Origin of the sequence: Blastomonas natatoria, assembly GCF_003201955.1 — a bacterium.
In the GTDB taxonomy this organism is placed as follows: Bacteria; Pseudomonadota; Alphaproteobacteria; order Sphingomonadales; family Sphingomonadaceae; genus Blastomonas; species Blastomonas natatoria.
The window spans coordinates 13447-32463 of the sequence record NZ_QJJM01000006.1 but is presented as its reverse complement, the minus strand read 5'-3'; the positions used below and the strand labels follow the sequence as shown (position 1 = coordinate 32463).

Below are 19017 nucleotides of genomic sequence, written 5' to 3'. Positions count from 1 at the left end.
GCGGAACATTTCGGATCAAGCATCAAGCGCCGGGCTGTCCGGCGCTTTTTGTTTGTGCGTGACAGGCGTACCGCTTTCCCATTGCTTTAATCGCGCGATTAAACAATGATGCTTCTGTAACGGGAATCGCTACGGAACACGCCGAATGGCGGGCCGGCGCTCTCCCAGTATCAGGAGGGAATGTCGCAATGCATCCATCGGTTCATGCCCAATCGCAGGCAGACAAGCCTGCTGTCATCATGGCGGGTTCCGGGCTTTCGGTCAGCTATGCAGAGCTGGACAGCCGCTCGAATCAGATTGCGCACTATCTGCGGCAACAAGGCGTCGGCATCGGTGACACGGTGGCCCTGTGCATGGAGAACCGGGCGGAGTATTTCAACGTGGTCTGGGGCGCGCAGCGCGCTGGCCTCATTTTCGTGGCGATTTCCAACAGGCTGACGGCGGACGAGATCAGTTATATCCTGGCGGACAGCGGCGCCAAGCTGCTCTTCACTTCCGACTATCTCGCCCCGCAGCTCGATGCGATCACCCGGGCCTGTCCCTCGACGCCGGTTGTCAATCTGGACGATGCCAGCGCTGCAACGGCCATCGCCGCCATGCCCGACACACCGATTGCCGATCAGCGCGCGGGCTCAGACATGCTCTATTCGTCGGGCACCACCGGTCGCCCCAAGGGCGTTCGCCTGCCGCTGCCCGAAGATGGCGATATTGCTGCGAGCAACACCCTCGTCATGCTGGCCCAGGGGGCGTTTGGCTTCGGCCCGGACAGCATCTATCTGTCGCCCGCACCGCTTTATCACGCCGCACCCCTGCGCTGGTGCATGACGGTGCACAAGCTGGGCGGCACGGTGATCGTCATGGAAAAGTTCGATCCTGAAAACGCGCTGCAGCTGATCGAACGGTACAAGGTCAATGTCAGCCAGTGGGTGCCCACGCATTTCACCCGCATGCTCAAGCTGCCCGAAGAGGTGCGTACCCGCTATGACGTGTCAAGCCTCACGTCTGCGGTCCATGCCGCTGCACCCTGCCCGGTACCGGTCAAGCAGGCGATGATCGACTGGTGGGGGCCGGTGCTCAAGGAATATTATGCCGGGACCGAGGGCAATGGCTTCACCTTCATCTCGAGCGAGGACTGGCTGACCCATCAGGGATCGGTCGGGCGATCGCTGCTCGGCACTATCCGCATCTGCGACGAAGAGGGTAACGAGGTGCCCGCGCGCACCGAAGGCACAGTCTATTTCGAGGGCGGCGGCAAGTTCGAATATCACAACGACGCCGGAAAGACCAAGGAAGCGACGCATCCGCAAGGCTGGACCACGCTCGGCGATGTCGGCTGGGTCGACGAAGAGGGCTTTCTCTACCTTACCGACCGCAAGAGCTTCATGATCATCTCTGGCGGCGTGAACATCTATCCGCAGGAGATCGAGAACCTGCTGGTCAGCCATCCCAAGGTCGCCGATGCGGCGGTGATCGGCGCGCCTTGCCCCGACATGGGCGAACGCGTCGTCGCGATCGTGCAGCCGCTCGACCTTGCCGAGGCGGGCGATGCGCTCGCGGCAGAGCTCAGTACCTATCTGCGCGGGTCGCTGTCGGGCGTGAAGATGCCGCGTCAGATCGATTTTCGCGAGGAACTTCCCCGTCACGCGACCGGGAAGCTCTACAAGCGCCTGCTGCGCGACGAATACTGGGCCAAGGCCAAACAGACCGAAGCGGTAGGAGGAGCCTGAGCCATGGCGACCATAGCCCCTGCCGTGCTGCCGCCCGAGATCGCCTCGGCCATCGTCAATCCGGTCGCCTATGGCGAGTGGAACGGGATCAAGGAAAAGTTCCGCTGGGCGCGCGACAACATGCCCGTGGGGCTGGTACAGGCAGAGGGCTATATGCCCTTTTGGGCGATCACCCGGCATGAGGACATCATGACGGTGAGCAAGGACAATGCCCGCTTCCTCAACGCGCCCAAATCGGTGGTGCTGGGGCCGATCGCAGTCCAGATGCTCACCCACATGATCACCGGCGGCAGCCCGCATCTGGTGCGATCTCTGGTGACCATGGATGCGCCCGAGCACATGGACTATCGCAAGCTGACTCAGAGCTGGTTCATGCCCAAGAATCTGGCCAGTCTGGAAGAGAAGATCAGGGGTATCGCTCGTGCTTCGGTCGATGCGATGCTGGCGACGGGCGGCAGTTGCGATTTCGTGCATCAGGTCTCGGCCCTCTATCCGCTGCATGTTGTCATGCAGATCCTTGGCGTGCCGCACGAGGATGAACCGTTGATGCTCAAGCTGACGCAGGAAATGTTCGGCGGCGAGGACCCCGATCTCAACCGCGCTCGGTCGGTCGAGCTGACGCCCGAGCAGGTGACGCAGTTCGTGATCGAGGCGGTGCGCGACTTCGAGGGCTATTTCATGAAGCTGGCGGCGGCCCGGCGCGCCGATCCAAAGGATGACGTCGCCACGGTCATCGCCAACGCGGTGATCGACGGCGAGCCGATCAGCGACCGTAATGCCGCAGGCTATTATATTATCGTCGCGGCGGCCGGGCATGATACGACCTCGGCTTCGACTGCGGGCGCAATGTGGGCACTGGCCAAGGACCCCGAGCAGTTTGCCCGGATCAAGGCCGATCGCAGCCTTCTGCCGGGTCTGATCGAGGAGGCGATCCGCTGGACGACGCCGGTGCAGCATTTCATGCGTACGGCGGCGGAGGATTGCGAGATCGGCGGACAAGCAATTGCCAAGGATGACTGGCTGATGCTCTGCTATGTATCGGGCAACCATGACGAGCGGGTCTTTCCCGATCCCGACCGGTTCGATGCCTCGCGTGGGCCCAACCGCCATGTCGCGTTCGGGGCCGGGGTGCACCAGTGCCTCGGTCTGCATCTGGCCCGGCTCGAAATGCGCATCCTGTTCGATGAACTGCTGGACCGCATCGACAGCGTCGAACTGGCAGGCACGCCGCTGCGCGCAAGCAGCACCTTCGTCGGGGGGCCCAAGACGCTGCCGATCCGCTTTGTCCCGAGTTGAATTGACAGTGGTCTGCGGCGGGCGCTCAGGCTAGCGTGTCGCGCGGCATTATATGACAAAAGCCCGGATCGTTTGAAACCGGGCGCGCTTCACAGGAAAGGAATGTTCCGATGGTTCAGCAGTACAGCGTTCTCATCAACGGCAAGCTCGAAAAGCCCGGCAAGTGGATCGATGTCGTCAACCCGGCCAACGAGCAGGTTATTGGCCAGGTCCCCGATTGCGGGCAGGAAGAGCTGGATCGTGCGGTCGCGGCTGCGCGCTCGGCCTTCAAGACGTGGAAGAACGTGCCGATCGACGAACGCCGCGCGGTCATCCAGATGATTTCCGCCGCGATCAAGGCCAATGCCGACGAGCTGATGCGCCTGCTGACCAGCGAGCAGGGCAAGCCGCACGCTCAGGCAGCGGGCGAGATTCATGGCGCCGCCGCGATGGCCGCAGCGCAATCGACGCTCACCTTGGAAGACGAGATCAACGAGGACAGCGACACCCGCCTGTCGCGCACCCGCCGCGTGCCTGTCGGCGTGGTCGGCGGCATCGTGCCGTGGAACTTCCCGGTAATGATGGCGGTCCAGAAGATCGTGCCCGCATTGCTTTCGGGTTGTACCATGGTGCTAAAGCCCTCGCCCTTCACCCCGCTGGCCACGCTGCGCATCGTCGAACTGATTGCTGACGAGGTACCGGCAGGCGTGCTCAATGTCATTACCGGAGGCGACGATCTCGGCCCGCTGATCACCTCGCATCCCGATATCGACAAGATCACCTTCACCGGGTCGACCGCGACTGGCAAGCGCGTGATGGAATCCGCCTCGAAGGATCTGAAGCGTATCACGCTCGAGCTCGGCGGCAACGATGCCTCGATCGTTCTGCCCGATGCCGACGTCAAGAAGGTGGCCGAGCAGCTGTTCTGGTCGAGCTTCACCAATGCAGGCCAGATCTGCGTCGCGGCCAAGCGCATCTACATCCATGAGGATATCTATGACGAGCTGTCCGCCGCGATTGCCGAATATGCACGGCATGTGAAGGTTGGCGACGGCGCGGAGCAGGGTACGGCCGTCGGTCCGATCCAGAACAAGAAGCAGTATGAGCGCGTGCTCGACCTGATTCAGGACGCCAAGGACAATGGCTACAAGTTCCTGTTGGGCGGCGATCACGATCCGTCGATCCCCGGCTATTATGTGCCGATCACCATTCTCGACAACCCGCCCGAAGATGCGCGTATCGTCGCCGAGGAGCAGTTCGGCCCGGTCATGCCGCTGATGAAATTCTCGACCGTCGAGGAAGCGATCCAGCGCGCCAATGCTTCGGATTATGGTCTTGCAGGCGCGGTGTGGACCGGCAATCCGGAAGAGGGCGTCAAGGTTGCCGAGCAGCTTGAAACCGGGACCGTCTGGGTGAACGAATATCTCCACCTCTCGCCCTTCGCGCCGTTTGCAGGTCACAAGCAGTCGGGCTTCGGTGCCGAATATGGCAAGGAGGGTCTGCTCGAGTTCACCTATCCGCAGGTGATCACGGTGAAGCGCGAAAAGGCGATGGCATAATCAGCCTGTCATTTGGGTTTTGATCGTCATTCCCGCGAACGCGGGAATCCCGCTTGAGCAATGGTGTTTGAAGTGCAGCGGGACCCCCGCGTTCGCGGGGGTGACGATGGTGGCAGATATTGTTCCTGTGCTCTTTCCGTTGACGTAAGTCACGACGCGGTTTAACCGTTCGATTAAATCCATTGCGGAGTCGGTCTGAAAAGCGCCGACCCGCACATCTGCAAGGAGAGGCCCTTATGGCTCATGCTTATATCGTAGACGCAGTCCGCACTGCTGGTGGCCGTCGTGGCGGCCGCCTTGCCGGTGTTCACCCGGTCGACCTCGGCGCGGCCGTGTTCGATGCCATTGCGGCGCGCAACGATTTCGATCCCAAGGCGATCGACGATGTCATCACCGGCTGCGTCATGCAGGGCGGCGAGCAGACCATGGACCTGGGCCGCAACGCCATTCTGGCTTCGAAACTGCCCGACAGCATTCCTGCCGTCACCATCGACCGCCAGTGCGGATCGTCGCAGCAGTCGATGCAGTTTGCCGCGCAGGCTGTGATGAGCGGCACGCAGGACATCGTGCTGGCCAGCGGCATCGAGAGCATGACCCGCGTGCCGATGGGCTCGACCGCCGTACTCTACATGAAGGCCGGCATGGGCAACTACAAGTCTGCGCGGCTGGAGGAAGCGTTTCCGGGCGTGATGTTCAGCCAGTTCGATGGCGCGGAAATGATCGTCAAGAAGCACGGCCAGACCAAGGAAGCGCTCGACGCCTACTCGCTCGAGAGCCATCGCCGCGCGGCTGCCGCGACTAAGGCGGGTGCGTTTGACAACGAGATCGTTCCGGTCGAGATCGAAACCCCCGAGGGCAAGGAATGGCACAAGGTCGATGAGGGCATCCGCTTTGACGCCACGCTTGAAGGCATTGCCGGGGTAAAGCCGATTTCGGAAACCGGCGTGCTGTCTGCGGCCAATGCCAGCCAGATCTGCGATGGTGCCTCGGCGGTGCTGATCGTGTCCGAGCAGGCGCTGAAGGACCATGGCCTGACGCCGCGCGCGCGCATCCATCATGTCTCGGTGACCGCTGGCGATCCGGTGATCATGCTTGAAGAACCGCTGTTCGCGACCGAGCGGGCGCTCAAGCGGGCAGGCATGAAGATCGACGATATCGACCTGTATGAAGTCAACGAGGCATTTGCGCCGGTTCCGCTTGCCTGGATGTCCTATCTGGGTGCCAGCCACGACCGGCTCAACGTCCATGGCGGCGCGATCGCGCTTGGCCACCCGCTCGGCGCTTCGGGCACCAAGCTGATGGCGACATTGCTCAACGCGCTCGAAAAGCGCGGCGGCAAATACGGCTTGCAGACGATGTGCGAAGGCGGCGGTCAGGCCAACGTCACGATCATCGAACGCCTGAGCTGACTTATCGCTCTTCCCCGACTCGGGGAGGGGGACCGCGAAGCGGTGGAGGGGAAGCGTCCAGGTGCATTGCCTCGATCGAGGCACAATCCCGCTACCCCTCCGTCAGTCCTTCGGACTGCCTCCTCCCCGCGGCGGGGAGGATTGAAACTGGACCATCCTTCAGGAGATACCTCAATGAAACTCGATTCCTCCATTTCCGCTGTCGTGACCGGCGGCGCTTCGGGCCTCGGCGCCGCAACCGCGCGCGCTCTCGCCGCCAAGGGCGTAAAGGTCGCGATTTTCGATCTTCAGGAAGAAAAGGGCACCGCACTCGCCAACGAGATCGGCGGCGTATTCTGCGAAGTGAACGTCACCGACGATGCCAGTGTCGACGCCGGTTTTGCTAAGGCCCGCGCCGCTATCGGTCAGGAGCGCATCCTGGTGAACTGCGCCGGAACCGGTAACGCGATCAAGACCGCCAGCCGCTCGAAGGAAGATGGCAGCATCAAGCATTTTCCGCTCGATGCCTTCAACTGGATCGTCCAGATCAACCTGGTCGGCACCTTCCGCTGCATCGCCAAGTCGGCTGCCGGCATGATGACGCTCGATCCGCTGCCCGATGGCGATCGCGGCGCCATCGTCAACACTGCTTCGGTCGCGGCCGAGGACGGCCAGATCGGTCAGGCGGCCTATTCGGCATCGAAGGGTGGTGTCGTCGGCATGACGCTTCCCATCGCGCGCGACCTTTCGAGCGAGGCGATCCGCGTCAACACCATCCTGCCCGGCATTTTCAACACCCCGCTGCTCGCCGCCGCGCCGCAGCCGGTCAAGGACGCGCTGGGCGCATCGGTGCCGTTCCCCAAGCGTCTCGGCAATCCGGAAGAATATGCGCAGCTCGCGCTCACCATGATCGAATGCGGCTATTTCAACGGCGAGGATGTCCGCCTGGATGGCGGTATCCGCATGGCCCCGCGCTGATCATTCACGGCCCCGTCTGCTTGGCGGGGCCATTTTCTCCGGGAGGCAGCCATGGACTATAGTACGATCCGCTACGACGTCGCCGACGGCATAGCCACGATTACGCTCAACCGCCCGGAAAAGATGAATGCCTTCACCAACCGGATGATGGCCGAGATGATCGCGGCATTCGACGCGATCGATGCCGATGATGCCGTTCGCGCGGTCATCGTGACTGGCGAGGGCAGGGCGTTCTGCGCCGGCGCGGATCTGACGCCCGATGGCGGCGGCGGCCCCTTTTCAAGCGATGAGCCGGTCACAGACCTTTCGGACGATCGGGTCCGCGATGGCGGTGGCATGCTCACGCTGCGCATCTTCCAGTGCCAGAAACCGGTGATCGGTGCGATCAATGGCGCTGCGGTCGGCATCGGGGTCACCATGCAGCTGCCGATGGACATGCGGCTGGCCTCGACAAGTGCGCGCTTCGGTTTCGTGTTTGCCCGTCGAGGGATCGTGCCCGAAGCGGCGTCGTCCTGGTTCCTGCCGCGCCTCGTCGGCCAGCAACAGGCGCTCGAATGGTGCATGACCGGACGCGTCTTCGATGCGGACGAAGCGCTCGCAGGCGGCCTCGTTCGTTCGGTGCATGCTCCTGGGGAGCTTTTGCCAGCGGCCACGGCACTGGCGCGCGAGATCATAGACAACACCGCGCCTGTGTCGGTAGCGCTCACCCGGGCGATGCTGTGGCGCATTCCTTCTGCTCCGCATCCGATGCACGCACACCGGATCGACAGCCGTGCCATCTACACGCGCGCTCGTTCCGGCGATGCTGCGGAAGGCATTTCCAGCTTCCTCGAAAAGCGAACGGCCAATTATCCTGACCGGGTTGCATCCGACATGCCGCAATTCTATCCATGGTGGGATGAACCCGGATATGAATGACATTGCGCCCGAGGGGGAACTCAACGCGCGCGATCAACTGATTGAAGCCGCCAGCCAGATCATGCGCGATGGCGATCAGGTCGATCTGTCGCTGAGTGAACTTTCGCTGCGATCCGGCCTCAACAGCGCGCTGGTCAAATATTATTTTGGCAACAAGCAAGGATTGATGCTGGCGCTGCTCGAAAGGGACATGCGCAATATCGTCAACAGCCTCGATGCGCTGGTCGCCAAGGACTTTTCTCCGGACGAGAAGCTGCGCGTTCATATCCGCGCGGTGATTGGCACCTATTTCCGTTTCCCCTATCTCAATCGCCTGCTGATGCGGATGGTGCGCGATGCCGCGCCCGAGGTATCCCGCAAGATCGCGGATGACTATCTCGTTCCCATCTCCAACGCGTACAAGCGGCTGATCGACGAAGGCGTCCAGAAGGGGCTGTTCCGCCCCATCGATCCTGGTCTGTTCTATTTCACTGTCACTGGGGCGGCAGATCGGTTCTTCTCGGCCCGTCTGGTGCTGCATCATTGCTTTGGCCAGAGCGAAATGACCGAGCAGATGCGTGACGATTATGCCGATCATACACTTGATTTGATCATGCCCGGCCTGCTTAGCCGGAATTCGGCCTAGTGACACCGGTTAACCGTAACGTTCCGTCAGTGCGAGAGTTACATACGATCGAAATACGGTAATAAACTTACACATCGTCGCAACATTCTTTAATGAGGCGGCATGTCAAACTCTGTCGCCCGATTCCCGAATGATCGCCCAGGCTCTGCCGAGGGTGAAACCGCTGGTTCCCGTTCTGTCTCTGCAATCGATGAGCAGGCGTTCGTTGACGCCAGCGATAAGCTTTCACGCGCGCTCGATCAGGCTGCGGCGGGCCGTCAGCATGGCGACATCGTTGCCGCGCGCACGCGGTTGCGGGAATTGGCGGTGAAACTGCGGGATGCGGGCTACTGGCGGACCGACAAGCATGGCCTGCGCGCAACTGTGTCGTTGCTATGGCAGGCAGATCGCTATGTCAGCGAGCTCGCCCTGAAGAGCGATCAGGAACAGAAGCCTCGCGGCTCTGCAGAATAGATATCAGCTTCAAACCTGCCGGGTCGCAACCGGAAGCAGGAATGGAGTGGCGGGCCGGCTGCGGCTTTGAGGCAAGCACTGCGCCGGCCCGCCATTTGCCGACATTTTGAATGTTACTGTTTCATGACAGTGCAAATGCCACAATGTAACCCGCCAAGAAACGGGTGACGCGTTACTTGGCGGGGGTCCAGGTTTGAGCCTGGCAGAACATCGCAATGCAACCCTCGACACTCAGCGTGCCGTTCTTTCCGGCAGTCACGATCGACCGATAGGTTCTTCCGCTTTCGGGATCATAGATCTTGCCGCGCCACTTGTTGCCGTCGGGGGTGAAGCCGGTAAGGATCGGCAGCCCTACCAGCTTGCGCTTGCGCAGTGCCGGATCCGGGTTGTTGACATCGGTCGTCACGCCCTCGCGCGGTTGTTCGATGAACCGCGTGAGCCTGCCGCAAAGGTTCTGACCGCAGGGCGCGATCGTCACGACGGCGCGCTTGCCCTTGGTATACCATTGGCCCTGGATCGATTCCGCAGCGAGAGCTGGCGTTATAGAGGCGCACATTGCCCCCAAAATTGCGGCGAAAGCCGACCAGCGCATATTGTTCTCCATACAGCTTGTGACTAGCCTGCATCCCAATCTCCGCACCAGTCGGAGAATGGCCACCGTCATGTGCGGTGATAACGCGGGGAGGCAAGAGCATGAAGCGGAATTTTGCAGTGTCGGGATCGTTGCTGCTGACGGCTCTGGCTATGCCCGCCTCGGCCAAGGATATGGCCGTTGCGGCAGGGGCAGGTGCGCAGGAACGGCTTCAGGAGGCATTGATTCTCGCTGAGCCTGGCGATGTGGTTACGCTGGGGGAAGGACGCTTCGAGCTCACCGACGGCCTTTCGCTCGATGTCGCGGGCGTCACCGTTCGAGGCGCCGGTCCCGACAAATCCGTGTTGAGCTTCAAGGGCCAACTGGCTGCCGGAGAGGGCCTGCTTGTCACATCGGACAATGTCGTGCTCCGGGATTTCGCGGTCGAGGACAGCAAGGGCGATGCCATCAAGTCCAAGGGGGCCGACAACATCGTCTATCACAATATCCGAGTCGAATGGACCGGCGGCCCCAAGGAAACCAACGGCGCCTATGGCATCTATCCCGTCGAGTCGCAGAACGTTCTCATCGACTCCGTGCTCGTCATCGGTGCTTCGGACGCAGGGATTTATGTCGGTCAGTCGCGCAACATCATCGTGCGCGATTCGGTTGCCCGCTTCAATGTCGCCGGGATAGAGATCGAGAACAGCTTCGATGCGGACGTGCACGACAATGTCGCCACCAAGAATACCGGCGGCATCCTGGTGTTCGACCTGCCCAATCTGCCGCAGCAGGGCGGGCACAATGTGCGCGTGTTCGACAATTTGGTGGTCGAGAACGACACGCCCAATTTTGCGCCCAAGGGCAATATCGTCGCCAGCGTGCCTACTGGCACTGGCGTTATGGTGATGGCGAACCGCGATATCGAGATTTTCGATAATGTCTTCGATGGCAACGGATCTTCGAACATCATGATTATCGGCTATCGTCAGAAATTCGACGATGCCAAATATCAGCCAATGGTCCGCAATGTCCGCATCAGCGACAATGCGCATGGCAAGACCGGTTTTGCGCCCAGGTTCGATGGCGGAGAGATGCTTGCCGCTGCCTTTGGCGGCACCGTTCCCCCGATCATCTGGGACGGGGTGGGCGGCGCCGACGCCAACGTCTATTCGAGCGACGACGTACCGGTGCTGAACCTCGGCATGACCAAGTCCGATCAGCCGATCGACACGGCGCAGCCCGCGCTCGCCAAGCTTGCGGGTGATGCCGCACCGAAGCTGCCGAAGATCGTGATGCCCGAAGCGATGGAAGCGGCCATCCGGTGAAGCGCTGGGGAGTTCTTGGCGCGGTTGCTGCGGCAGCGTTGCTGGCAGGAGCGCTGCCCGATCCTGCCAGCGTCAACGACAGCGCCATTATCGAGCCGGCGTTTCCGCGCAAGCTGTCCGAATTCCGATTTTTTGCAGGGCCGGGTGCGACACGTCCGACCCCCGCGCTGGTCGCCTACAGCCTCCGCACGCCCTTGTTTTCGGATTATGCCGAAAAGCAGCGGTTCGTCTACGTGCCCGACGGCGAGCGCATATCGGCAGATGGCCGGGGAAGGCTTGCGTTTCCTGTCGGCAGCGCGCTGATCAAGACATTCGGTTATGGCAACGGCAAGGCCTTTCGTCCGATCGAAACCCGGGTTCTCCTCCGCCGCGCCAACGGCTGGGAGGCATTGCCCTATGTCTGGAATGCCGACCTGAGCGATGCTGATCTGAAAGTGGCCGGTACGCGACTGCCAGTCACGCTGACGCTGTCCGATGGCACCAGCACCCAGATCAGCTATGCGGTACCCAACAAGAACCAGTGCAAGGAATGCCATTCGTCGTCGGGCAATATCGTGCCGATCGGCCCGATTGCGGCCAATATGGAAATCGCTCCGACAAGCGCGGCGGCGTTTCGTGCGCGGATCGACTGGGCTGGCTCGCCGATCAGGGCAGATGGTCCGGTTTGGAACGATCCCGCTACCGGATCACTTGATCAGCGGGCGCGGGCCTATCTCATGGTCAACTGTGCCCATTGTCACAATCCCACGGGTTCGGCGAGCAATTCGGGGCTGTTTCTCGACGCCGATGCCGGGTCGAGCCGGACGGCCCTGGGGATCTACAAGCGGCCTGTTGCGGCAGGCCGCGGCAGTGGCGGACATGAATTCGCGATCGAACCCGGCCAACCTGCCAGGTCGATCATGATCCATCGCATGGCATCGACAGAGCCGGGGGTCGCGATGCCCGAGGTCGGCCGCTCGCTGGTTCATGAAGAAGGCGTAGCACTGATCCGCCAATGGATTTCCTCATTGCCTGCCGATTAGGGTTTGCCTGCTGCCCAAGCTGGTCTAGCAGGCGGTTTCTGAAGCATCGGGGAGGCGTGGTGCAATGAGCGAGTGGACCATCGGGGTAATCGGCGGATCGGGTCTGTATGCCATTGACGGGCTTGAAGACGCTCAGTCAATCCGCGTCGACAGCCCCTTTGGCGAGGCTTCCGACGATATCGTCATCGGCACGCTGCACGGTCACAGGTTCGTGTTCCTGCCCAGGCACGGCAAGGGACACCGGCTCAGCCCCAGCGACGTCAATGCGCGCGCGAATATCGATGTGCTCAAGCGCGCCGGCTGCACCGATATCCTGGCAATCTCAGCGATTGGATCATTGCGTGAGGAGTTGCCGCCGGGCCAGTTCGTGCTGGTCGATCAGTTCATCGACCGGACCGTTCATCGCCCGAGCAGCTTTTTCGGCACCGGCATGGTCGCGCATGTTTCTATGGCCGATCCGGTCTGCCCCCGGCTGTCTGCGCTGGCGGGCGAGGCTGCACGAGCAGCGGGTGCGCCGGTTCGTGAAGGCTGTACCTATCTGGCGATGGAGGGGCCGCAATTCTCCAGCCGCGCCGAGAGCCACATGTACCGCGCCTGGGGTTGCGATGTGATCGGCATGACGGCGATGCCAGAGGCGAAGCTCGCGCGTGAGGCGGAGCTGCCCTATGCGCTTGTCGGGATGGTCACCGATTACGACTGCTGGCGAGAGGGGGAAGACCATGTCGAGGTCGGCGCGATCCTGGCACAGATGCAGGACAATTCGGCAAAAGCCCGGCAACTGGTGATCGAGCTGGCAAAAATCCTTCCCGCCAGGCGAGAGTCCAGCCCGATCGACACCTGTCTCGATTTTGCCCTGATCACGGCCCCTGATGCACGGGATCCGGCATTGCTGGCGCGGCTGGATGCGGTCGCGGGAAGGGCCCTTCGGGCACGTTGAGCCGGATCAGGCTTCGGCGGCGCGGACCGTGCGCCCGGGTGCCAGCGCCCAGCGCGTGACGGCGGCAATGCCAGTCGTCCCGCCGCGTACGGCGAGGCGCGCCGGCAGCGAGATCGAGAGCCCATGCATGCTCCGGGCCCAGCGAGGCAGGAGATCGACACCGGCCTGCATCGTCATGTGGTGAAATGGTGCCAGACGAGATGTTGCAGGCGGCTGGCGCAACAGCAGATCGGCAATTTCCCGGGTGCGCTCGTCAAAACGCAGCATCGGTCGTGACTTATGCACCAGGCGCTGGGCCTCGCGATAGGTGAAGGGGACCGGATCTGCGCCGAGCAGCTTTCCGATTTGCGCCATTTCGGCAAAATAGCGGTCTCGCTCTGCGCCGCTCATGTGCGGCTTGCGGTAACGAATATAGCCTTCCAGGAAGCACAGGCTCTCGGTGACATGAACCCAGGCAAGCGATGCCGGATCATTGGCATGATAGGGCGTGCCATCGGGCAGTGTGCCGCGGACATGATCGTGGATGCGCCGAATTCGGCTGATCTCTCCCAGCGCCTGTTCGCGGTCACCATAGGTCGTGCGCGCCAGAAAGGCTGCGGTCCGACGCAAGCGCCCCCGCATGTCCTGCCGAAAGACGGAATGGTCCCATACGCCTGCAAGAACCCTGGGATCGAGCATCTGGAGCAGCAGTGACGCGATGCCGCCGATCATCATCGAGGTGACATCGCCATGCACCTGCCAGCTGACCGAGCCCGGCCCGAACAGGCCGGCATCGTTGCGCGAAATCTCTATCGTCTGACCGCCAGGTTCCGCGAAGATGCGGCGGATCTCGTCTCCGATGGTATCACGCAGCGTCGGCATGGCCTTAATATGGTGCAGATCGCTGCATTTGCCAACTTGTCGATGGGCGCCATTTGCTTGGTGAGTCATCGCTGATTTTACATGCGTTGAACCGGTCCGACGCGGGGTTGGTAACGCTTTGCTAATCGCGAAGGCTTATCGATTCAGCGATGTTCGGACAGAAGCAATCAGAACTGGCAATGAGTGAAGCGCCAGCATCTGGCCTGCTGTCCGCTCGGTCGCTGCTGGCCATGTGCGCATTGTGGCCGATCGTCATGGGTGTCCGCCTGACGGCGCTGCTTCTCGCCGCTGCCGCGCATGGCTTCTCGGCGGCCATGGTTACCGTTCCTTTCGTGACGGCGGCGGTGCTGGCTGCGCTGATCGATCTCGCCATATTCCTGCCAGGTCGCAGCAATATGGCTCGCAAGACGCTCGGCGACAGATTTCCTGCCATGCTCACGGCGCTGATCTGCGCATCGACCGTCGCCTTTTCCTACGCTGTGGTCGATCTGGTCTCGACCGGGCCGGAAGCCGGCATCATTATCGGCAGCATGGCGCTGCTTGGCGCGCTCCTGCCGACACTGGCCGTACTCGTTCCTCATCGCATGCTGATGTTCCTTGCCAGCGTGGCAACCGGGCTCGGCGCGCTGCTGGCGGCATGGGATCTGCGGCTTGCCCTCGGCACGCTGGTGTTCCTGCCCGCAATGCTGCTCGTCGCGCTGATCCGTGCCAAGGATGACCGCGAGGAGGAGGCCGCGCTTGACCAGCAGAAGCTGAACAATGAACGCGCCCGGCGCCTGCTGTCGGATTACGAGAAATCAGGCCGCGGCTGGTTCTGGGAAACCGATCGCCACGGTCGCATCGTCTACATCAGTGCCGAGGCGGTGAGCGCCATCCAGGCTGATCCTGCCACGATCATCGGCCAGCCGCTCAGTTCGGTCATCTGCTCGCCCGGATCGCAGGGAGGCGGAAGCGAACGGACCTTCAACTTCCATTTCTCGGCGAGAACGGCATTCAGCGATCTTGCCGTGCGCGTGGCACAGCTTCAGGAGGAACGCGCCTGGTCGCTTTCCGGTGCACCATTCTACAATGAATTCGGTCAGTTCGTCGGCTTTCGCGGCCATGGAACAGACCTGACCGAAGTGAAGCGATCGCATGAGGCGGTCACGCAACTGGCGCGGTATGACAATCTCACCGGCCTGGCCAATCGCCTCTACATCAAGGAACTGTTCGAAAAGGCTCTGGTGGGCCATCGTGGCGAGCCCAGCCCCTGTTCGCTGTTCCTGCTCGATCTCGACCGGTTCAAGCAGGTCAACGATACGCTCGGCCACCCGATCGGCGACGCGCTGCTCAAGCAGGTCTCGGAGCGCCTCAAGCGGACGATCAATGACAGCGGCGAGGTGGGTCGCCTCGGCGGGGACGAATTCCAGGTTGTGCTGCCCGGCATCATCAGCGAGGACCGGCTTGCCGATCTTGCTCGCTCGGTCATCATCAATCTCAGCCATCCGTATATGGTCGAGGGCAATCAGATCGTGATCGGCGCATCGGTCGGCATCGCCATCGCCGATGGCCGCCACCATTCGGGTGCCGAGACGCTGATCCGCAATGCCGATCTTGCGCTGTACTCCGCCAAGGAAAACGGTCGCGGTATCTGGAAGTTCTACAGCGAGGACATGCACAAGGTCGCGCACGAACGCCGTGCGCTCGAAAGCGAACTGCGTGCGGCGCTGCAGGCCGGCGGGATGAGCATTGCCTATCAGCCGGTGGTCAATGTCGCTACCGAGACGATCAGCGGATTTGAGGCACTGGCGCGCTGGAACCACCCTGTCCGCGGTCCCATCAGCCCTGCGGCATTTGTTCCGATTGCCGAGGAATCCGGTCTGATCATGCAACTGGGTGAATGGGTGTTGCGCACCGCCTGCGCCGATGCGGCCACCTGGCCAAGACAGGTGCGCATCGCAGTCAACGTTTCACCGATACAATTTGCCGATCCAGCCTTTCCCTCGATCGTCCTCAATGCCCTGGCGCAAAGCGGTCTCGAGCCTGAGCGGCTCGAACTCGAAATCACCGAAAGCGTGTTTCTCGATGACAAGCTGGATGCGACGCGCATCTTTGAGCGCCTGAAGGGCATCGGCGTGCGTCTCGCTCTGGATGATTTCGGTACTGGATATTCAGCGCTGGGCTATTTGCGCAGTGCGCCTTTCGACAAGATCAAGATCGATCAGAGCTTTGTGCGCGGCGCGGCGCAATCGGGCAGCGCGAACAGCGCCATCATTCGCTCGATCGTCTCGCTCGCCGAAGCGCTGAACATGGAAACCACTGCAGAGGGTGCCGAGACGATCGACGAGCTGGAACTGATCCGGTCGCTGGGCTGCAGTCATGTCCAGGGCTATATCTACGGCAAGCCAGTAGGCCTGGCAGAGGCCACGGAGCGGCTCGCCGGGGTCGAGAACCATGTCGAACCGGTTGGACACAAGCGCAGCCGCGAGGCGCGGTACAAGGTATTGCGCACGATCGGCATCTATCATGACGGCTACTGCTATCCTGCGCGCATCAAGAACATCTCGCCGGGTGGCGCGCTGATTGAAGGCCTTTGGGACGTACCACCCGGCACCGAGTTCGAAGTGGCGCTGGGAGCCAATCTGAAGGTTCTGGCCATAGCGCGCTGGTCGGTGGAAGACCGCTGCGGCCTGCAATTCCAGACGCCGATCAGCCTCGAGCGCTTCCGCCAGTCGAGCCCGCCCCAGATTGCGACGGGCTATCCCGAACAGATGCGCGCCTGATCGCGTGACAGCGCCGCAATGCGCGGATAAACATGGGCGACCAATTCCGTCTGGAGGTTCCCCGATGATCCGTTCGTTCCTGCCCGTTGCAGCACTGTCCCTGGCTTTCGCACTCTCCGCTTGCGGTGGCGCTGCGGACAAGGCCGAGGCACCGCTGCCCGATGGCGCCTGGCAGCTGGTCGCCGATCAGTCGAATATCGGTTTCGTCTCGGTCAAGGCAGGCAATGTGGGCGAAGCGCACAGCTTCACGAAGCTGTCCGGCTCTGTGCAGCCCGACGGCACAGTGGGCGTGGCCATCGATCTTGCCAGCGTCGATACCGGTATCGATGTGCGCAATCAGCGGATGCGCGACATGCTGTTCGAAGTTGCGAGCTTTCCCGATGCCAAACTCACCGCGAAGATCGATCCTGCTGCGGTCAAGGCGCTGAAACCGGGCGAACGAAAGATGATGAACGTGCCGGTGACGCTCGACCTGCACGGCACCACCAACAGCATCGAGGCGCCGCTGACGGTCACGCGGCTGGCCGGCGATTCTGTTCTCGTTGAAACCGCCAAGCCCCTGATCCTCGATGCGTCGGCTGTCGGCCTCGAGGCGGGACTGGGCAAGCTGCAGGAAATCGCCAAGCTGCCCGCGATCAGCCCAGCCGTTCCGGTCACCGCGTCGCTGGTATTCAGACCCTCGGCCTGACATCGTTTGCACAGGTTGCGCTGAGGGAATATCTGTCATACCCTCTGTCAAAAGGTGATCGTGATCACCGGATGGGAGAGGGCGCATGGCCAAATTCGGGCTGCTGGCGGGATTAGGCGCAGGGCTGCTTCTGGTAGCTGCCGCGCCCCCGTCAGCGCCACCTTCCGTCAAGGCCCCGTCTGGCAAGGCCCCGTCTGGCAAGGCAGCGCCTACCGTTTCGTCGGCCCTGCGCTCGCCGAATTTCGTCGTCCTTCTGGCCGACGACCTAGCGCTGATGGATCTTGGCATTTACGGCGGCGAGGCGCGTACGCCCCATATCGACGCGCTGGCGCGGCGCGGACGGATGTTCACGCGCTACTACAGCTCGCCGCTCTGCTCGCCCTCCCGAGCGATGCTGCTGACCGGTCTCGACAATCATCGCACCGGCGTATCGACCATACCCGAGGTCATCCCTGAGGAGCATATCGGCAAGCCGGGCTATGCGCTGAGGTTCGAGCCTGGCGTGACGACCATTGCAGCCCGGCTCAAGACGCGCGGCTATCGGACCTACATGACCGGCAAATGGCATCTGGGTCACGAAGCCGGCGACCTGCCCGATGCGCATGGCTTTGACCGTTCGTTCGTGCTCGACGCATCGGGCGCGGACAACTGGGAACAGAAATCGTACATGCCCTATTATGCCGACGCCCCCTGGTTCGAGGATGGCAAGCCGGCGACGCTGCCCGGGGACTTCTACTCGTCGCGCTTTCTGGTCGACCGGATGATCGACTATATTGGGGAGGGTGACCAGCAAAAGCCGTTCCTGGCCTATATCGGATTCCAGGCCATCCATATCCCGGTTCAGGCGCCGCCCGAATTCACCCGCAAATACAAGGACACCTATCGTCAGGGCTGGGCAGCCATGCGCAAGGCCCGATGGCAGCGCGCGCAGGAGATCGGACTGATCCCCAAGGGGGCGCCGCTGGCCGACCCGCCGCGTGGACTGCGGCAATGGGAGAGCCTGTCGTCGCAGGAACAGGCGCTGTTCGCCCGCAACATGGCGATCAATGCAGGCATGATCGAGGCTATGGATCATCATGTCGGCAGACTGGTCGCGCATCTGAAACGCACTGGCGAATATGACAATACGGTGTTCGTCTTTACGTCCGACAATGGACCCGAACCCAGCAATCCTCTGGCTTCGTCGCGCTCCATGCAGTGGTGGCTGGACAGCAACGGCTACAGCGTATCCGCCGACAATTGGGGCGGCAAGGGCACCTATGCCTTTATCGGCCCGGAATTCGCCAATGCCTCGGCATCGCCCGGTGCGATGTTCAAGTTCTACAGCAGTGAAGGCGGCCTGCACGTACCGATGATCATGGCAGGGCCCGGCATTGCCGCTGCACCCCCGAGCGCGGCCATGGCTACGGTGAGCGACATCGCGCCGACCTTGCTGGCGATGGCAGGCGGGACAGTCGATGACGATGCCTTTGACGGCCGATCGCTGCTTCCGGTGCTGGCGGGGCAGGCCGACGCTGTGCGCTCGCCCGAGGTTGCGACCGGTTTCGAGGTGTCGGGCAATGCCGCCTTGTTCAAGGGCAGCTACAAGCTGGTCCGCAATCTCAAACCCTATGGCGACGGTGTCTGGCGTCTGTACGACCTCGCTCAGGATCCCGGTGAAACCCGTGATCTGAGAAACAGCGATCCTGCCAAGTTCAAGGAAATGATGGACGAATATCGCGACTATGCCCGGCGCAATGGCGTGCTGGAAATGCCCGAGGGGTACGACTCCAGCGCGCAGATCGCCAGTAACACGGTCCGCAGGATGGCCGCGCGCTATTGGTACATTTTGCTCGCCGCCGGGGTGGTGGGGCTGGGGATGGTTTTTGGCCTGTATCGCTTTGGACGCAGGGCGTTGCGAAAGCGTCCGGCTTGACCGGTCAATG

Annotated in this window: 16 protein-coding genes; 14 read left to right on the top strand and 2 right to left on the bottom strand. The window is 62.0% G+C overall.

All coding sequences use genetic code 11. From position 1 onward, the window contains the following. The first annotated feature begins 188 nt into the window (after positions 1-188). The 8 genes from C7451_RS08595 to C7451_RS08555 all read left to right on the top strand — a co-directional run bounded on the left by C7451_RS08595 (position 189) and on the right by C7451_RS08555 (position 8923). Positions 189-1727 (top strand): acyl-CoA synthetase, encoded by a 1539-nt coding sequence (locus tag C7451_RS08595; protein WP_110298568.1) that lies wholly within the window; start codon positions 189-191, stop codon positions 1725-1727. Positions 1728-1730: 3 nt separating this feature from the next. Next, on the top strand, positions 1731-3023 hold the full coding sequence (locus tag C7451_RS08590) for a cytochrome P450 (protein ID WP_110298567.1): 1293 nt from the start codon (positions 1731-1733) through the stop codon (positions 3021-3023). Positions 3024-3133: 110 nt separating this feature from the next. After that, complete coding sequence (locus C7451_RS08585; protein WP_110298566.1) at positions 3134-4561, top strand: aldehyde dehydrogenase family protein; 1428 nt, start codon at positions 3134-3136, stop codon at positions 4559-4561. 236 nt (positions 4562-4797) lie between these two features. Further along, a complete protein-coding gene (locus C7451_RS08575; RefSeq protein ID WP_110298564.1) occupies positions 4798-5970 on the top strand; it encodes an acetyl-CoA C-acetyltransferase in 1173 nt (390 codons plus the stop codon). A 174-nt stretch (positions 5971-6144) separates the two neighbouring features. Next, the gene (locus C7451_RS08570; protein ID WP_110298563.1) at positions 6145-6927 is read left to right on the top strand and encodes an SDR family NAD(P)-dependent oxidoreductase; all 783 of its coding nucleotides are present in this window, start codon (positions 6145-6147) and stop codon (positions 6925-6927) included. A gap of 51 nt (positions 6928-6978) precedes the next feature. Beyond that, the gene (locus C7451_RS08565) at positions 6979-7845 is read left to right on the top strand and encodes a crotonase/enoyl-CoA hydratase family protein (protein ID WP_110298562.1); all 867 of its coding nucleotides are present in this window, start codon (positions 6979-6981) and stop codon (positions 7843-7845) included. Beyond that, entirely contained in the window at positions 7838-8470 is a 633-nt protein-coding gene (locus C7451_RS08560; protein WP_110298561.1) for a TetR family transcriptional regulator C-terminal domain-containing protein, read from the top strand. Before C7451_RS08565 ends, C7451_RS08560 begins: the two co-directional genes overlap by 8 nt. A gap of 102 nt (positions 8471-8572) precedes the next feature. Then, entirely contained in the window at positions 8573-8923 is a 351-nt protein-coding gene (locus tag C7451_RS08555; protein WP_110298560.1) for a hypothetical protein, read from the top strand. A gap of 172 nt (positions 8924-9095) precedes the next feature. Here the strand turns inward: C7451_RS08555 and C7451_RS08550 are convergent, their stop codons facing one another. Further along, on the bottom strand, positions 9096-9515 hold the full coding sequence (locus C7451_RS08550) for a DUF2147 domain-containing protein (protein WP_244181749.1): 420 nt from the start codon (positions 9513-9515) through the stop codon (positions 9096-9098). Positions 9516-9616: 101 nt separating this feature from the next. Between C7451_RS08550 and C7451_RS08545 the strand changes: the two genes are divergently transcribed. From C7451_RS08545 to C7451_RS08535, 3 genes are all read left to right on the top strand, one after another. Next, positions 9617-10822 carry a parallel beta-helix domain-containing protein gene (locus tag C7451_RS08545; protein WP_110298558.1) on the top strand — a complete coding sequence of 402 codons (1206 nt, stop codon included), beginning with the start codon at positions 9617-9619 and terminating at the stop codon, positions 10820-10822. Next, a complete protein-coding gene (locus tag C7451_RS08540; protein WP_110298557.1) occupies positions 10819-11844 on the top strand; it encodes an SO2930 family diheme c-type cytochrome in 1026 nt (341 codons plus the stop codon). Before C7451_RS08545 ends, C7451_RS08540 begins: the two co-directional genes overlap by 4 nt. A 64-nt stretch (positions 11845-11908) precedes the next feature. Next, positions 11909-12781, top strand: a complete 873-nt coding sequence (locus C7451_RS08535) for an S-methyl-5'-thioadenosine phosphorylase (RefSeq protein WP_110298556.1) — start codon at positions 11909-11911, stop codon at positions 12779-12781. Between the two features lie 6 nt (positions 12782-12787). Here C7451_RS08535 and C7451_RS08530 read toward each other — a convergent pair whose 3' ends face one another. Further along, positions 12788-13642, bottom strand: coding sequence for an oxygenase MpaB family protein (locus C7451_RS08530; protein ID WP_110298555.1), 855 nt, complete (start codon positions 13640-13642; stop codon positions 12788-12790). Between the two features lie 179 nt (positions 13643-13821). Here C7451_RS08530 and C7451_RS08525 point away from each other — a divergent pair, with 179 nt between their 5' ends. The 3 genes from C7451_RS08525 (at position 13822) to C7451_RS08515 (ending at position 19007) form a co-directional block, all read left to right on the top strand. Next, on the top strand, positions 13822-16404 hold the full coding sequence (locus tag C7451_RS08525; RefSeq protein ID WP_244181748.1) for an EAL domain-containing protein: 2583 nt from the start codon (positions 13822-13824) through the stop codon (positions 16402-16404). A 64-nt stretch (positions 16405-16468) separates the two neighbouring features. After that, on the top strand, positions 16469-17092 hold the full coding sequence (locus C7451_RS08520) for a YceI family protein (RefSeq protein WP_110298553.1): 624 nt from the start codon (positions 16469-16471) through the stop codon (positions 17090-17092). Between the two features lie 85 nt (positions 17093-17177). Next, positions 17178-19007 carry an arylsulfatase gene (locus tag C7451_RS08515; protein ID WP_110298552.1) on the top strand — a complete coding sequence of 610 codons (1830 nt, stop codon included), beginning with the start codon at positions 17178-17180 and terminating at the stop codon, positions 19005-19007. Positions 19008-19017: the final 10 nt, after the last annotated feature.